At 50.4% G+C, this 15,156-nt stretch carries 18 protein-coding genes; 13 read left to right on the top strand and 5 right to left on the bottom strand.

The window, feature by feature from the left end:
- Window positions 1-155: 155 nt before the first annotated feature.
- From DCX48_16300 to DCX48_16255, 10 genes are all read left to right on the top strand, one after another.
- Window positions 156-1,457 carry an MFS transporter gene (locus DCX48_16300; GenBank protein QXE15950.1) on the top strand — a complete coding sequence of 434 codons (1,302 nt, stop codon included), beginning with the start codon at window positions 156-158 and terminating at the stop codon, window positions 1,455-1,457.
- A 207-nt stretch (window positions 1,458-1,664) separates the two neighbouring features.
- Window positions 1,665-2,441, top strand: coding sequence for a transcriptional regulator ExuR (gene exuR, locus DCX48_16295; protein QXE15949.1), 777 nt, complete (start codon window positions 1,665-1,667; stop codon window positions 2,439-2,441).
- A gap of 453 nt (window positions 2,442-2,894) precedes the next feature.
- Complete coding sequence (locus tag DCX48_16290) at window positions 2,895-3,578, top strand: DedA family protein (protein ID QXE15948.1); 684 nt, start codon at window positions 2,895-2,897, stop codon at window positions 3,576-3,578.
- 2 nt (window positions 3,579-3,580) lie between these two features.
- Window positions 3,581-3,976 (top strand): EnvZ/OmpR regulon moderator MzrA, encoded by a 396-nt coding sequence (gene mzrA, locus DCX48_16285; GenBank protein QXE15947.1) that lies wholly within the window; start codon window positions 3,581-3,583, stop codon window positions 3,974-3,976.
- A gap of 5 nt (window positions 3,977-3,981) precedes the next feature.
- Entirely contained in the window at window positions 3,982-4,371 is a 390-nt protein-coding gene (locus DCX48_16280; GenBank protein QXE15946.1) for a DUF1090 domain-containing protein, read from the top strand.
- A gap of 191 nt (window positions 4,372-4,562) precedes the next feature.
- Window positions 4,563-4,868: a DUF883 domain-containing protein gene (locus DCX48_16275; GenBank protein ID QXE15945.1), complete on the top strand. Its 306-nt coding sequence runs from the start codon at window positions 4,563-4,565 to the stop codon at window positions 4,866-4,868.
- Between the two features lie 13 nt (window positions 4,869-4,881).
- Window positions 4,882-5,277: a hypothetical protein gene (locus DCX48_16270; protein QXE15944.1), complete on the top strand. Its 396-nt coding sequence runs from the start codon at window positions 4,882-4,884 to the stop codon at window positions 5,275-5,277.
- Window positions 5,274-5,564: a cell division protein FtsH gene (locus tag DCX48_16265; protein QXE15943.1), complete on the top strand. Its 291-nt coding sequence runs from the start codon at window positions 5,274-5,276 to the stop codon at window positions 5,562-5,564. Before DCX48_16270 ends, DCX48_16265 begins: the two co-directional genes overlap by 4 nt.
- A 273-nt stretch (window positions 5,565-5,837) precedes the next feature.
- Entirely contained in the window at window positions 5,838-6,233 is a 396-nt protein-coding gene (locus DCX48_16260; GenBank protein ID QXE17274.1) for a DoxX family protein, read from the top strand.
- A gap of 120 nt (window positions 6,234-6,353) precedes the next feature.
- Window positions 6,354-7,349 (top strand): glutathione S-transferase family protein, encoded by a 996-nt coding sequence (locus DCX48_16255; protein ID QXE15942.1) that lies wholly within the window; start codon window positions 6,354-6,356, stop codon window positions 7,347-7,349.
- A gap of 79 nt (window positions 7,350-7,428) precedes the next feature.
- Here DCX48_16255 and DCX48_16250 read toward each other — a convergent pair whose 3' ends face one another.
- The gene (locus tag DCX48_16250; protein ID QXE15941.1) at window positions 7,429-8,325 is read right to left on the bottom strand and encodes a LysR family transcriptional regulator; all 897 of its coding nucleotides are present in this window, start codon (window positions 8,323-8,325) and stop codon (window positions 7,429-7,431) included.
- A 111-nt stretch (window positions 8,326-8,436) separates the two neighbouring features.
- On the opposite strand from DCX48_16250, the gene DCX48_16245 reads away from it, so the two are divergent.
- Together DCX48_16245 and zur are read left to right on the top strand one after the other, a co-directional pair.
- Entirely contained in the window at window positions 8,437-9,135 is a 699-nt protein-coding gene (locus DCX48_16245) for a pirin family protein (protein ID QXE15940.1), read from the top strand.
- A 106-nt stretch (window positions 9,136-9,241) separates the two neighbouring features.
- Entirely contained in the window at window positions 9,242-9,751 is a 510-nt protein-coding gene (gene zur / locus DCX48_16240; GenBank protein ID QXE15939.1) for a zinc uptake transcriptional repressor Zur, read from the top strand.
- 46 nt (window positions 9,752-9,797) lie between these two features.
- Here the strand turns inward: zur and DCX48_16235 are convergent, their stop codons facing one another.
- From DCX48_16235 to DCX48_16225, 3 genes are all read right to left on the bottom strand, one after another.
- Window positions 9,798-10,007: a CsbD family protein gene (locus tag DCX48_16235; protein QXE15938.1), complete on the bottom strand. Its 210-nt coding sequence runs from the start codon at window positions 10,005-10,007 to the stop codon at window positions 9,798-9,800.
- Between the two features lie 449 nt (window positions 10,008-10,456).
- The gene (gene lexA, locus DCX48_16230) at window positions 10,457-11,065 is read right to left on the bottom strand and encodes a repressor LexA (GenBank protein QXE15937.1); all 609 of its coding nucleotides are present in this window, start codon (window positions 11,063-11,065) and stop codon (window positions 10,457-10,459) included.
- 110 nt (window positions 11,066-11,175) lie between these two features.
- A complete protein-coding gene (locus tag DCX48_16225) occupies window positions 11,176-11,541 on the bottom strand; it encodes a diacylglycerol kinase (protein QXE15936.1) in 366 nt (121 codons plus the stop codon).
- 129 nt (window positions 11,542-11,670) lie between these two features.
- Between DCX48_16225 and DCX48_16220 the strand changes: the two genes are divergently transcribed.
- Window positions 11,671-14,148, top strand: coding sequence for a glycerol-3-phosphate 1-O-acyltransferase (locus DCX48_16220; protein ID QXE15935.1), 2,478 nt, complete (start codon window positions 11,671-11,673; stop codon window positions 14,146-14,148).
- Between the two features lie 140 nt (window positions 14,149-14,288).
- Here DCX48_16220 and DCX48_16215 read toward each other — a convergent pair whose 3' ends face one another.
- The gene (locus tag DCX48_16215) at window positions 14,289-15,152 is read right to left on the bottom strand and encodes a 4-hydroxybenzoate octaprenyltransferase (protein QXE15934.1); all 864 of its coding nucleotides are present in this window, start codon (window positions 15,150-15,152) and stop codon (window positions 14,289-14,291) included.
- Window positions 15,153-15,156 lie beyond the last annotated feature (4 nt).

Raw genomic sequence — 15,156 nt, 5'->3', positions numbered from 1 at the left:
CCTTAAGCAGGGATTCAATCGCTATCTCATAAAGAGAAGGGTTTTCCTGCCAGGCACAACAAAAAAACGTGTCGCACTACATATAAGACACATCACACCGTGACGCTACTCAAGAGCCATCACCGTGTTTTTTATTGACTCGGAGAGAAAGTTAAATGCGTAAAATCAAAGGATTACGCTGGTATATGATCGGCCTGGTGACAATTGGCACCGTGCTGGGATATCTGACGCGTAATGCAATTTCTGTCGCCGCACCGACGCTACAAGATCAATTGCACATCACCACACAGCAGTATTCTTACATCGTTGCTGCCTACTCAGCTTGTTATACCATTATGCAGCCCATCGCCGGCTATGTACTGGATTTGCTTGGCACAAAAATCGGCTATGCCATGTTTGCCATTATGTGGGCTATCTGTTGCATGGGCACCGCATTGGCAAACAGTTGGGGTGGTCTGGCTATCGCCCGCGGTGCGGTCGGCATGGCGGAAGCGGCAATGATTCCTGCTGGCCTGAAAGCCAGCAGTGAGTGGTTCCCGGCAAAAGAGCGTTCAGTCGCCGTCGGCTACTTCAACGTGGGGTCATCCATCGGCGCGATGATCGCTCCGCCGCTGGTGGTGTGGGCCATTGTGGCGCACAGCTGGGAAATGGCCTTTATCATTACCGGTGCATTAAGCATGGTCTGGGCCATCTGCTGGCTCATTTTCTATAAACACCCGAAAGATCAGAAAAAACTCAGCGACGAAGAGCGCGACTACATTCTTAGCGGGCAAGAAGCACAGCACCAAACCAATAACGCAAAGAAAATGTCTGCCTGGCAGATTCTGCATAACCGCCAATTCTGGGGTATCGCGCTGCCACGTTTCCTGGCTGAGCCAGCGTGGGGAACCTTCAACGCGTGGATCCCGCTGTTCATGTTTAAAGCCTACGGCTTTAACCTGAAAGAAATCGCCATGTTCGCCTGGATGCCAATGCTGTTCGCCGATATCGGCTGTATCTTGGGTGGTTACCTGCCAATGCTGTTCCAGAAGCATTTCAAAGTGAACCTGATCGTTTCTCGCAAACTGGTTGTCACTATGGGTGCGGTACTGATGATTGCTCCGGGGATGATCGGGCTGTTCTCCAGCCCTTATGTCGCCATTGCACTGCTGTGTGTGGGTGGTTTCGCGCACCAGTCGCTGTCCGGCGCACTGATTACCCTGTCATCCGATGTGTTTGGCCGTAATGAAGTCGCCACGGCGAACGGCTTAACAGGTATGGCTGCCTGGATGGCAAGTACTATGTTTGCACTGGTTGTAGGCGCACTGGCTGATACCATGGGCTTCAGCCCGCTGTTTGCTGCACTGGCGGTCTTTGATCTATTAGGCGCGGTCGTGATCTGGACAGTGTTGAAAAACCAACCCGCCTCAGAAGTCGCTGCAGCGGCTGAAACATTGAAAGAAGCCAACGAGCACTGATAATTCCTGCATTATCCTGGCTCATCCGGTATGATCTGCTACCGGGTGAGCCACCTCCCCAGTAACACACTGCAATAACTGTGACCACGACATTGGTTGCTGCTATTATTAAGTGGTATAACAAATCATCCCTCAAAGATTAACGAGATAGACCCTCAGGCCCTGACGTGGCACATGGACCGTCATCTATCGAGAGTAGACATCATCATGGCACTCACTGAACCCCGACGGCTATACCAGCAGTTAGCCGCAGAATTAAAACAGCGTATCGAAAGCGGTATGTATCAGGTCGGCGAAAAATTACCGGCAGAACGTTATATTGCTGAAGAAATGAACGTCAGTCGCACCGTGGTGCGTGAAGCCATCATTATGCTGGAAGTCGAAGGGTACGTTGAAGTCCGCAAGGGTTCAGGCATCCACGTTATTTCCAACCAGCAGAAGAACACGTTCATTAATAGCGGTGATATCGAATTCGTCGCAGCTGGTCCGTTTGAGCTGCTTCAGGCACGCCAACTCATTGAAAGCAATATTGCTGAATTTGCTGCCACGCAGGTAACCCGTCAGGACATCGTCCAACTGATGGAAATTCAGGAATATGCGCGTCAGGAAGATCGCTTCCGTGATTCTCAGTGGGATCTCAAATTCCACGTTCAGGTCGCGCTCGCAACGCAAAATTCAGCAATGGCAACTATCGTCGAGAAAATGTGGAGCCAACGGATTCACAACCCCTACTGGCGCAAACTGCATGAGCACATTGACGACAAGTCCATTGAAAGCTGGTGCGAAGAGCATGACCGCATCCTTAAGGCGCTGATTCGCAAAGATCCTTACGCTGCAAAACTGGCAATGTGGCAACATCTGGAAAACACCAAACAGATGCTGTTTCGCGCTACGACAGATGATTTCGAGTTTAACGTCGATCGCTATATGTTCGCCGAAAACCCAGTCGTTCATCTCGACCAAATACACACTGGCAAGTCCTAAGATGTGCATCTTCCCCCTCGTTTTGAGCGAAGGGGGAAATTTTGGCACCAGAGGAAAAAGGTCAGAAAACGTTGATTTCTGTCAGCGAGTGTAAAATATCGCAGAAATCCCAACTCTTCCTCGAAAAATCCCCCTAAACCGCCCAAGTTGTCGTAATATTTTTCTGTCTCAGCAACACCTATTTTGTTACAGTTAACGCGTCTTTCTTACGCTTAATCCGCCGCTTTGGATGCAAAGTCTGCCAAGACCAAACAATCCCTAAGCTGCCTGTTTATCGGGTTCGCAGCGAAAAGCGAGCATCAAGTCAGACACCAGCGCCACTATCGGGCGGAAAAAACAGAGATCATCAAAAAATCATAATCCTGTGCCCTGATAACACTATTCACTCTTGTTATGTCTAGAAGCGTGATCGTCGCCAAGGCTAAAATGCAACAGCAGTATTAGGAATACCGGATGGAATTAATCAAAGAACTGTTAAACGCACTCTGGCATCAGGATTTCGATATTTTAGCCGACCCAAAGCTGGTGTGGACCATCTATATATTATTGTTTCTGATTATCTTTCTGGAAAATGGCCTGCTCCCAGCCGCTTTCTTGCCCGGCGATAGCCTGCTCATTTTGGTCGGCGTTCTCGTCGCCAAAGGCACAATGAATTACCCTTTTACGATATTTCTACTGACGACGGCCGCTAGCCTCGGCTGCTGGGCAAGCTATATCCAAGGGAAATGGCTTGGCAATACGGGAATTGTTCAGGGCTGGCTATCACATTTACCCGCACACTATCACCAACGTGCCCACCAGCTCTTCCACCGTCATGGTTTGTCCGCGCTTTTAGTTGGCCGCTTTCTGGCTTTTGTCCGAACGCTATTACCCACCATTGCAGGTTTGTCAGGCCTGAATAACGCACGTTTTCAGTTCTTTAACTGGATGAGCGGGTTCCTGTGGGTATTTATTCTAGTTACGCTGGGCTTCGCTTTAGGAAAAACGACAATCTTCCTGAAATATGAAGACGAACTCATGCTCTGCCTTATGATGCTGCCACTGGTACTGCTGTTTGTCGGCCTGTTTGGATCGCTCTTTGTACTCTGGCGTAAAAAACGCGACACTAACGCAAATAATGCAGAAAAAGGGAGCTAACCGTGTCAATCCGCTGGTTATCCCTCACGTTATCCCCCAGGAAAATAGGCCGCATATTGCTATTGCTTGCCTTGCCGATTATTGCATTGACGCAGTCTCAGCCGCAACGTCACTCCCAAGACGATGCTATGCTACACATCAAGCCTTATGATGGTGCGGCATTGCCAGATGGCTTTTACGTGTATCAGCGTCTCAATGAAAAAGGGATTGCGATCAAAAGCATTACGCCAGAGCAAGATAGCCTGATCGTTCGTCTTGCTTCGCCGGAACAGAGTATCGCTGCCAGAGACGTCCTCCGTTTGTCTCTGCCTAAAGTCACGATTACCGCGCAGCAGGCGACAAGCCCGACACCGTTTTGGCAGCAGAAACTGACACAAAAACAATCAAAACTGGGGTGACGAATATGAAACTGTCTCCATCCGTTATCGCATTATCTGTCCTGCTTTCCGGTCATACTCTTGCTAATACCGCCGATCAGGTGGAAACCTGTCAACAAAAAGCACAGGATATTCAGCGCCAAATCGATGAAGCACACAAGCACGGCAACCAGAACCGCATCAATGGGTTAGAAAAGGCGTTGGATGGTGTAAAAAACCACTGTACGGATGCCGGACTAGCAGAGAAACGTCAGGAAGCCATTGCGGAAAAACGCAAAGACGTCGCTGAACGGCAGCAGGAACTGAGCGAAAGTCGCCAGAAACGGGATGACGCAGAGAAGATCCTCAAACGCGAAAGAAAGTTAGCTGAAGCCGAGCAGGAATTACGTGCAGCGGAAAGTGGCGCGTCGCAATAACCCATCACCACACGGCTCCTATAAAACATTGTCCATACAAAACACACAATAACTGTTCATTTTGTATTCAAAAACCAAATCACTAAAATTTACAGCGAGTTATCAGAATTGTCCGTACCCGTTTAGGGCAGCATAAATCTCAGCTTCAGCTATAGTTAACGTTCAGGTTTATAACATGAAGGGTTATTAATATGGCTAAAGATCAAAATTCCGAGTACCTACGCGCCGAATTGAAATCACTGGCGGACACGCTGGAAGAAGTATTAAGCACCTCCAGCGACAAATCTAAAGCGGAACTCGACAAACTGCGCAATAAGGCAGAAAGCGCGCTGAAAGAAACTCGCAGCCGCCTGAGCGATACCGGTGAGCGCATCGCTTCGCAAACCAAAGAAGCGGTTGAATCTGCCGACGATTATGTACGTCAGAACCCGTGGACCGGTGTCGGCATTGGCGCAGCAGTCGGTGTCGTGCTTGGCGTCCTACTGTCTCGTCGCTAATTAGCGGATGGCTATGACGGATAAATCACAACAAGGCCCCGCGAGCGGGGTCATGGCTTCTGCTCAGCGCATCATCTCCATTATTGTCAGCATGGTGGAAAGCCGCGTTCGACTGGCTGTAATCGAATTAGAGGAAGAAAAAGCCAATCTAATTCAGTTACTGATCATGGTCGGCCTGACGCTACTTTTTGCCGCTTTTGGCATTATGAGCCTGATTGCGCTGATCATCTGGGGCATTGACCCGCAATATCGTCTCTTTGCGCTGGGGTGTATTACCGCCACATTGCTTGGATTAGCGTTGATAGGCGGCATATGGACACTCCTGAAGGTACGACGTTCTACCTTGCTCAAAGCGACGCGTAAGGAGCTGGCGACCGACAGATCGCTGCTGGAGGACGATCCCAAATGAACCAGCGTCAGCAACGAGACAGAGAAAAAACCCAGCTACTGCGCCGGATACAGCAGCAGCGGCTGGATTTATCAGCAGGTAAGAAACACTGGCTGGGTACCACCGCCCGTTACGATCGCAGCTGGCAAAGCTTGATGCAGTGGCGTAAATATTGGATCGTTGGCTCCAGCCTCGTGGCGCTCTATGGCGTACGCCACCCCAGCCGTATGATTCGCTGGGGACGCCGCCTCGTCGGGCTGTGGGGGACATTCAGGCTCGTCCGCAAAACATTTGACCAACGTACGTAACCTATTCTATCGCATCGGTTATCTACCTTTCCTGTACGCCACTTTTCATCTCACTTTTGCCTAACGCTCTCACGTCATTGCCGCGCGTTCTTGTACATTTAACCCAACATCAATTTTTCTGAAATAAAACAACAATTATACTCGCTGGTAGCGCAAATCATCTCTCTATACTATCTGCCCATAACCTGATGGCGGGGCAAGTTTTCAGACAACACCTGCTATAACAAACACAACAGGGCGATATAGCCCACAATAAAATTAATTGGAGAGATGATGAAAAATTTAGAAAGCACTGCACTGCTGGTTGCTCGTATCTTAATGCCGATTCTGTTTATCGTTGCAGGTTACGGTAAATTGGGCGATGCCTATGCAGGCACACAACAATACATGCAGGCGATGGGCGTACCGACCTTCCTGCTGCCACTGACCATTCTGCTGGAACTGGGTGGTGGTCTGGCGGTTCTGTTCGGACTGCTGACTCGTACCGTCGCGCTGTTCACCGCGGGCTTTACGCTGCTGACCGCGCTGCTTTTCCACTCTAACTTTGCGGAAGGCATGAACCAACTGATGTTCCTGAAAAACCTGACCATCGCTGGTGGCTACCTCCTGCTGGCTGTAACGGGTCCAGGCGCATTCAGCATCGACCGCCTGCTGGGCAAAAAGTGGTAAGACGAGCCTTCTCCAGCCTGTACTACACTGAATAGTCGAATAACGAATACACTCAAAATAGCGACGGCAAGCATACAAGGCTTGCTGTCGTTTTATCATCACTCACTAACGGGAGGATTTATGGGACAACTGGTTGACGGCGTATGGCACGATACCTGGTATGAAACCAAATCTACCGGCGGTCACTTTAAGCGCTCGGAATCTGCATTCCGCAACTGGGTAACGCCCGATGGCGCACCCGGCCTCACCGGCAAAGGCGGCTTTCCCGCCCAGTCTGGCCGTTATCATCTCTATGTTTCGCTCGCCTGCCCGTGGGCACATCGCACGCTGCTAATGCGGCAGTTGAAAGGGTTAGAGGATCACATCGCCGTTTCAGTGGTTCACCCACTCATGCTCGATCACGGCTGGACGTTCGGTACCGATTTTGAGGCCGCAACGGGTGATTCGCTCTATCAGCATGAATTCCTCTATCAACTCTATCTGCACGCCAAACCAGACTACAGCGGTCGGGTAACCGTGCCCGTCCTGTGGGACACCGAGCAACACACTGTCGTCAGTAACGAATCCGCCGATATCATCCGCATGCTGAACAGCGCGTTTGATGGCGTAGGTGCAATCGCGGGAGATTACTACCCAGAAGCACTACGTACTCAGATTGATGAATTGAACAGTTGGATTTACGACAAGGTCAACAACGGCGTTTACAAAGCCGGTTTTGCGACGACTCAGTCAGCCTATGATGAATCTGCAACCACCGTTTTCGCTGCGTTATCCGATCTGGAAACCATACTGGCAAAACAGCGCTACCTGACCGGTGAGCAGTTAACCGAAGCCGACCTGCGGCTGTGGACGACGCTGATCCGTTTCGATCCGGTCTATCACACGCATTTTAAGTGCGATAAATATCGCCTGAGTGATTATCCCAATCTGTTCGGTTTTCTGCGTGATATTTATCAGATGCCCGGCATCGCCGAAACTGTCGATATGGCGCATATTCGTCACCACTACTATCGTAGCCACGGCACGATTAATCCGCACGGGGTGATTTCGCTGGGCCCAGAGCAAGATCTGAACCAGCCTCACCAACGTGATAAAAAGTTTGTCGATTTATACTAAGGTTTTGTCGATTTACACTTAAAGCATGAAGTGCTGAGGCAAGGTGTGGCTCCACACCTTGCCTCAGAAAGCGCAGGATTTAGGGCTGGTTCAGTAGTTTTGGAATTTCACGCAGGAACCAGGATTTCGCTTCGCCCATGCTGTCTCGCCGCCACGCCATAATAATCTGGCTTTCCATCTGATGCTCTGGCCCAATCACCAGTAAACGTCCTTCGGCAATATCTTGCGCGACCATAGGATATGGCATCGTCGCGACACCTAGCCCAGCCAACAGCGCACGCCGTTTATCATCTAGAGAACTCACCGTCAGACGCTGCTGTTTATCCAGCAGTTGTACAGTCAGCACTGGACGCTCACGCGCGGTGTCCGCCATGGCAATCCCACGATATTTTACACGAATCGCATCCGACAGCGGCTCTGGCTCTTGGTGAATAGGGTGTTCTGGGCTGGCAACATAAACGTTATTCATCGTGTACAGTTTGCGGGTATTCATTTCGGAAGACGCACGAAAATGCATGTCCGGTGCAATCACGATATCAGCGCGCCCTTGCTCAAGACGTTCCCACGCGCCCGCCAGCACTTCCGTCAGGATCGATACCTGCGTATTCGCTTTAAGCGCCAGTTTATCGATTAATGGGAAAATCCGCTGAGTCGGAATCAGAGCTTCTGTCACAATCGTCAGGTGCGTTTCCCAACCACGTGCCAGTGCTTCCGCATCCGTGGTGAGTTTATCTGCGGCTTCCAGCAGGATACGTCCACGTTCCAACAACATTCGTCCGACATTCGTGAATTTCGTACGATGTCCGGAACGATCAAACAATACTACATCCAGCTCATCTTCCAGTTTCTGCATGGTGTAGCTCAGTGCCGAAGGCACCCTACCCAACTCGTCTGCCGCAGCGGCAAAGCTGCCACGACGATCGATCGCATCCATCACCCTCAAGGCTTCCAGCGTCAATGCTCGTTCTCTCGCCATCTTCATACTCATTCAGGAATTTTGAATATACCGACCAGATTAACTAGCTAACAATCCAACGTCCACACAATTACTATCAGTTTAATAAATAATTCTCTGGGGATAAAAATTATGATCACACGAAGAGCAGCAGGGCAATGCGGTCAAGCCGACTATGGCTGGTTGCAGGCACGCTATACATTCTCTTTCGGTCACTATTTTGACCCACAGTTACTGGGCTACGCTTCTCTTCGCGTGCTCAATCAGGAAGTGTTAGCGCCGGGAGCCTCATTCCAGCCTCGAACCTACCCACGTGTAGATATCCTGAATATTATTCTTCAGGGCGAAGCGGAATACCGCGACAGCAACGGCTGCCACATTCAGGCTAAAGCTGGAGATGTGCTATTGCTCGCCACTCAACCGAACGTCAGCTATAGCGAACATAACACCAATGCCAGTAAGCCACTGACACGTCTGCAATTATGGCTGAATGCTTGCCAGACCCGAGAAAACAGCCCGCTGCAGCGCATGGGGCTGAGTTCATCAAGCCACACGCTGCTTGCCTCACCGGAAGGCGAGCAGGATAGTCTGCAACTGCGCCAGCAGGTCTGGATCCATCATGTCGATCTCCAGCCGAATGAGCAAAGCACGATCGCCCTACAGGGAAATCAGGCTTACCTCCAGCTGATCCACGGTTCAATGGCAGTGAAAGGCAGCCAGCACAGTGAAACATTACACTGTGGTGACGGAGCCTTCATCAAGGAAGAAACGACGTTGACGCTCCAGGCAGAATCACCGTTGCGGGCACTGCTCATCGATCTGGTCGTGTAGTTCCTCTGTCCGTTGTATTCGCAGGAAAACGCCACTCACTCGGCGTTTTTACTCAGTCGTGGTAAGCTATCCGCCTTGTTCCTCAATGCGTCAGGGTGATATGACAATGGATTCAACCAATCAGGACAAACTTCTTGCCCAGGCTGAACAGATTTGTCAGCAGCGCGCTGTGCGCCTAACTCCACAGCGGTTAGAGGTTTTACGCCTTATGGCACAGCAGTCCGGTGCTATCAGCGCTTATGATCTGCTGGATCTGCTGCGAGTTTCTGAGCCTCAGGCTAAACCACCGACCGTCTATCGCGCGCTGGATTTTCTGCTGGAACAAGGCTTCATTCATCGAGTCGAATCAAACAACAGCTACGTGCTGTGTCACCACATCGAAGACCACAGCCATACGTCTGCCCTTTTCATCTGCGATCGCTGCGGACAGGTCACGGAACGTCAAACCGAAGGTGTGGAAGAAACGCTACGCAGCCTCGCGCAGCAATCGGGATTCACACTGCGTCACAGCGTTGTGGAAGCACACGGGTTGTGTGGCGGCTGTCAGGAAGTGGCGACATGCGAGCAACCGGATCATTGCGATCACGACCACACCGTTCCCATTAAAAAACGATAGCCCTGAGAGGCTATCGTTTCTTTTCTACGGGGAGATATCGCGTTTGCTACCAGTGATATTTGTGGTGATCTTCCCAGTGTTTCACTTCTTTCTCCGCCGCTTCCTTTTCGTACCCGTAACGCTCCTGGATCCTACCCACCAGTTGGTCACGTTTACCTTCAATGACCGTCAGATCGTCATCAGTTAATTTGCCCCATTGCTCTTTCGCTTTACCTTTAAACTGTTTCCAGTTACCGCTGGCTTGGTCTTTATTCATAAGAATCTCCATACCTTAGGTGCATTGCGCATAAAAAAATCGTAACTACCGACTTATGCGTCAGTTTCAGATAAATAAGATTATTCAGTAAGCAGCATCATAAATATGTGAGCCACCACGGTGCTCTTCGCCACTGTCTCCCTTGATTACTGGGCTGACCTAAATGTGGTGGCTAATGATCAATCGCCAAACGACCAATCAAGATAAAAATGCTTACCTTGGTGGAAATTATAGTCGAATATTTCACTAAAAATAAAAAACCAAGTATCTGTAACTAGAATGGCACAAAGAAAGGGGAAATCACCGCAAAAAAGCAGTGAAAAAACAGGGGGTAATGGGAGTCGTAGAAAACACACGCCAAATGTAACTAAATATATATTACTAGCGAATTAACACACGGAACATGATGCACTGATCCAGATAGGCAAGCAGTGCATCAGTGCGGACGATTAGCTCCAGTCGCTGTTACGAATAACGCCAACCGCTAAGCCTTCTATCGAAAAACTTTGCTGACGCAGGTCGACAACGATGGGAGCGAACTCTTCATTTTCAGCGAGAAGATGCACAGTATTACCTTGTTTTTTCAGTCGTTTAACTGTCACTTCATCGTCAATACGTGCCACCACAATCTGCCCGTTACGCACGTCTTCTGTTTTATGTACGGCCAGCAAATCGCCATCCATAATACCGATATTTTTCATCGACATACCACTGACTCGCAGCAAGAAATCAGCGCTAGGTTTAAACATCGCAGGGTCAACCTGATAGCGGCATTCGATATGTTCCTGTGCCAGCAGAGGTTCACCAGCCGCTACGCGGCCAACCAGAGGAATACCCGTTTCTTCTTCCATTAACAGACGAATACCACGAGAAGCGCCCGACACAATTTCAATCACGCCTTTACGCGCCAGCGCTTTCAGATGTTCTTCAGCCGCATTCGGAGAGCGAAATCCCAGCTGCTGAGCAATTTCCGCGCGTGTTGGCGGCATTCCGGAGTGCGCAATATGATCGCGGATCAAGTCATAAACCTGCTGCTGCCTTGCTGTTAATACTTTCATTCCGCCCCCTGGTTGTTTATACAGTCTTGCTGTGAGTATATACAGGTAACGCACAATTGGGAATCGGGATATAGGCAAAGCCCCTGACTTTTATTCGTTTATGCGCGCCATCAGGCAAAATGTTGCCAGAGGATGCTGCCCCATACGACAGCGGCTAACAAGATGGCAACAAAGACGGCCGCCGACCCAATATCTTTCGCCCGACCGGATAATTCGTGGTGTTCAAGGCCAATGCGGTCGACGACGGCTTCAATAGCGCTGTTGGCCAGTTCAAACAACATAATCAATACCACAGACCCAATCAGCAGCAGTTTCTCGACCAGCGTAACCGGCAGTAAACACGCAATAATAACGCCGACAATCGTCAATATGGTTTCCTGACGAAATGCGGCCTCATGCTGCCACGCCTGCTGCAACCCCTTAAAGGAATAACCGGTAGCTTTAATAATCCGGGTCATCCCCGTTGCTTTATTCATTTATCCTCCGTTATTTTTACTCTACATAATTCGCATTTTAACCTACCTGCGTTGTCTCATCACCACAGATCTCCGACGCAGTTTCTGGTATCCTTGCGGCGAATTGCTAACAAGAGGCTCCAAGTTGTTATGTCAGGTTGGCGTAAAATTTACTATAAATTATTGAATCTCCCGCTGAAACTGCTGGTGAAAAGCAAAGTTATTCCCGCAGATCCAGTGGTCGAGTTGGGGTTAGATCCCTCACGTCCTATACTCTATGTTCTGCCTTATAACTCTCAGGCGGATCTCTTGACGCTACGTGCGAAATGTCTGGCATTGGGCTTACCCGACCCCTCGCAATCGTTCGAATTCAATGGCGTAGAACTCCCTAGCCACGTCTTTATTAATGACGGGCCGCGCGTCTTCCGTTATTACGTTCCCAAGCAGAAATCCGTCAAGCTGTTCCACGATTATCTGGACCTGCATCGCGCCAATCCAGATTTAGACGTACAGATGGTGCCAGTTTCCGTGATGTTTGGGCGATCCCCTGGTCGGGAAGGTCACACTCAGGCTGCACCACACCTGCGATTGCTCAACGGCATTGAGAAATTCTTCGCCGTTCTGTGGCTAGGCCGTGACAGTTTTGTCCGCTTCTCAAGCCCAGTGTCGCTGCGCTATATGGCGACCGAGCATGGCACTGACAAAACCATAGCCCACAAACTAGCACGTGTCGCGCGTATGCACTTCTCTCGCCAGCGCTTGGCAGCAGTTGGCCCACGCTTACCGGTGCGTCAGGAACTGTTTAACAAGCTGCTGGACTCCAAAGCGATCAAGAAAGCGGTAGATGATGAGGCTCGCAGTAAGAAAATTTCTCATGAGAAAGCGCAGCAAAACGCCATTGCGCTCATGGAAGAAATCGCCGCTGACTTCTCCTACGAGGCCGTGCGTCTGTCTGATCGCGTATTAAGCTGGACATGGAACCGCCTTTATCAGGGGATTAACGTCCATAACGCCGAACGCGTTCGTCAGTTGGCGCAGGATGGCCACGGCATTGTCTATGTGCCCTGCCACCGCAGCCATATGGATTACCTGCTGCTCTCCTACGTCCTGTACCATCAAGGCTTAGTACCGCCGCACATCGCCGCAGGTATCAATCTTAATTTCTGGCCGGCGGGACCCATCTTCCGCCGTCTTGGCGCGTTCTTTATTCGCCGAACCTTCAAGGGCAACAAGCTCTATTCCACGATTTTCCGCGAATATCTGGGCGAGCTGTTTGCCCGTGGTTATTCGGTTGAATACTTCATGGAAGGCGGGCGTTCACGTACAGGGCGTCTTCTGGATCCCAAAACCGGCACGCTAGCCATGACCATTCAGGCCATGCTCAGAGGCGGCACGCGCCCTATCACGTTGGTGCCGATTTATGTCGGTTACGAGCATGTGATGGAAGTCGGCACCTATGCGAAAGAGTTGCGCGGCGCGGTGAAGGAAAAAGAAGGCTTTATGCAGATGGTGCGTGGTTTACGTAAGCTACGTAATCTGGGTCAGGGGTACGTGAACTTCGGCGAACCGCTCCCGCTAACAACCTATCTGAATCAACATGTACCGCAATGGCGTGACGCGATTGATCCCATCGAGGCGCAGCGTCCAAGCTGGCTAACACCGACGGTGCAGGATATCTCTATGGATATCATGGTGCGCATCAATAATTCTGCGGCAGCAAACGCGATGAACCTGTGTTCCACTGCCCTATTAGCATCACGCCAGCGTTCGCTCACACGTGAACAAATGCACGAACAGTTGGATTGCTACCTGCAACTGCTGCGTCAGGTTCCTTACCACAAAGATATTACAGCGCCCAAGAAGACTGCGGATGAACTACTGGAACACGCGCTGGGCATGAACAAGTTCGAAGTGGAGAAGGACAGTATTGGTGACATCATCATTCTGCCGCGCGAGCAGGCTGTTCTGATGACGTATTACCGCAATAATATCCAGCACCTGTTGATATTACCGTCGCTGATCGCCAGCATCGTCATCCATCATCGTCGGATTACACTTGCCGAAGTCGTGCGACAAATCACGCTGATCTATCCGCTGCTGCAAGCCGAGCTGTTCCTACACTATTCCAATGAGCAATTGCCAAGAGTACTGGAAACGCTAGCGAATGAGCTGACTCGACAAGAATTACTGTGTAGCCGTGATGGTCAATTGGCGATTAACCCGCCACGTATCCGTACGCTACAACTGCTATCGGCAGGCGTGCGTGAAACGCTGCAACGTTATGCGATTACGCTGTCGTTGCTGTGCGCAAATCCAGAAATCAACCGTGGGACGTTGGAGAAAGAAAGCCGAAACATGGCACAGCGCTTGTCCGTCCTGCACGGTATCAACGCGCCGGAATTCTTTGATAAAGCGGTGTTCTCAACGCTGGTAGCGACCTTACGTACAGAAGGGTATATCACCGACAGTGCGGAAGCGGCGCAAGGCGATATCGTGACAATCTACAACATCCTCGGTGATTTGATCACCCCGGAGGTTCGGTTAACTATTGAAAGCGCCAGCTCATCTACTGAGATGGAAGCAAGTACAAGTAGTAGTCAAACGGCGGAAGAGACAACGCAGGGATAGCCCAGCAGAAAGTCGCGGGAAGATGGTGGGGAAATACCATCATCAAACCGTGGATGCATTTAGCATGACAAACGCATCAGAACATTCCGTCATAAAAAAAGCAGCGATAAATCGCTGCTTTTTTGTATCCGATGATTGGCCTACAGGCCAAACAGCACGCCAATAAATATCGCCATACCCGCATATTTATTATTATGGAATGCCTTAAAGCAGGCATCACGTTCACGCCCGGCAGTCAGTATTTGCTGATAGATAAACATCCCAGCAGCGACCAGCAGCGAAATAGTGTAGGGAATTCCCAGCCCGGTGATATTCCCTAAAGCCAGCAATAACGCCAGCATACTAAACTGCAATAATCCGATGATGATATTGTCAAAGCGGCCAAACAGGATCGCCGTAGACTTCACGCCGATCTTCAGGTCGTCATCACGATCGACCATCGCATATTGCGTATCGTAAGCCACCGTCCAGCAAATATACGCCAGAAACATCATCCAGCAGGTTGCTGGCAGGCTTTCGCTCACCGCAGCATAGGCCATGGGGATCGACCAGCCGAATGCGGCACCCAGCACAAACTGAGGCAGATGGCTCACACGTTTCATAAACGGATAGACCCATGCCAGAACCAGCCCCGCCACGGACAGCCAGATAGTCATCTTATTCAGCGTCAGCACCAAACCAAACGCCAGCAAAACCAGCACAACAAACAGAATTTTAGCAGATTGCTCGCTCACTTCACCGCTGGGCAACGGACGAGAAGCCGTGCGTTTTACATGGCCGTCAAAATGTCGATCGGCATAATCATTGATGACGCAACCCGCCGCACGCATTAAGAAAACACCAGCGACAAAAACAAAGAGCGTCCACGGTGCAGGTGCTCCCCCTCCCGCCAACCACAGCGCCCATAGCGTTGGCCACAGCAGTAGCAGAGAACCTATCGGTTTATCAATCCGCATCAAGCGACAATAAGCCAGCCATTTCCCTGCTGTAACACTTCTTTCCAAGGAT

It is taken from the genome of Pectobacterium atrosepticum (assembly GCA_019056595.1).
Lineage (GTDB): Bacteria > Pseudomonadota > Gammaproteobacteria > Enterobacterales > Enterobacteriaceae > Pectobacterium > Pectobacterium atrosepticum.
The sequence above is the reverse complement of the archived record's forward strand: the minus strand, read 5'-3'. Positions and strand labels throughout refer to the sequence as shown.

Bases quoted from the DNA above. Each gene is read 5' to 3' on its own strand.
- DCX48_16265 (QXE15943.1), top strand. From the start codon at position 5,274: ATGAACCAGCGTCAGCAACGAGACAGAGAAAAAACCCAGCTACTGCGC.
- lexA (QXE15937.1), bottom strand. From the start codon at position 11,065: ATGAAAGTATTAACAGCAAGGCAGCAGCAGGTTTATGACTTGATCCGC.
- DCX48_16280 (QXE15946.1), top strand. From the start codon at position 3,982: ATGAAACTGTCTCCATCCGTTATCGCATTATCTGTCCTGCTTTCCGGT.
- DCX48_16245 (QXE15940.1), top strand. From the start codon at position 8,437: ATGATCACACGAAGAGCAGCAGGGCAATGCGGTCAAGCCGACTATGGC.
- DCX48_16250 (QXE15941.1), bottom strand. From the start codon at position 8,325: ATGGCGAGAGAACGAGCATTGACGCTGGAAGCCTTGAGGGTGATGGAT.
- zur (QXE15939.1), top strand. From the start codon at position 9,242: ATGGATTCAACCAATCAGGACAAACTTCTTGCCCAGGCTGAACAGATT.
- DCX48_16270 (QXE15944.1), top strand. From the start codon at position 4,882: ATGACGGATAAATCACAACAAGGCCCCGCGAGCGGGGTCATGGCTTCT.
- DCX48_16220 (QXE15935.1), top strand. From the start codon at position 11,671: ATGTCAGGTTGGCGTAAAATTTACTATAAATTATTGAATCTCCCGCTG.
- DCX48_16235 (QXE15938.1), bottom strand. From the start codon at position 10,007: ATGAATAAAGACCAAGCCAGCGGTAACTGGAAACAGTTTAAAGGTAAA.
- DCX48_16275 (QXE15945.1), top strand. From the start codon at position 4,563: ATGGCTAAAGATCAAAATTCCGAGTACCTACGCGCCGAATTGAAATCA.
- DCX48_16260 (QXE17274.1), top strand. From the start codon at position 5,838: ATGAAAAATTTAGAAAGCACTGCACTGCTGGTTGCTCGTATCTTAATG.
- DCX48_16300 (QXE15950.1), top strand. From the start codon at position 156: ATGCGTAAAATCAAAGGATTACGCTGGTATATGATCGGCCTGGTGACA.
- DCX48_16255 (QXE15942.1), top strand. From the start codon at position 6,354: ATGGGACAACTGGTTGACGGCGTATGGCACGATACCTGGTATGAAACC.
- DCX48_16290 (QXE15948.1), top strand. From the start codon at position 2,895: ATGGAATTAATCAAAGAACTGTTAAACGCACTCTGGCATCAGGATTTC.
- DCX48_16225 (QXE15936.1), bottom strand. From the start codon at position 11,541: ATGAATAAAGCAACGGGGATGACCCGGATTATTAAAGCTACCGGTTAT.
- exuR (QXE15949.1), top strand. From the start codon at position 1,665: ATGGCACTCACTGAACCCCGACGGCTATACCAGCAGTTAGCCGCAGAA.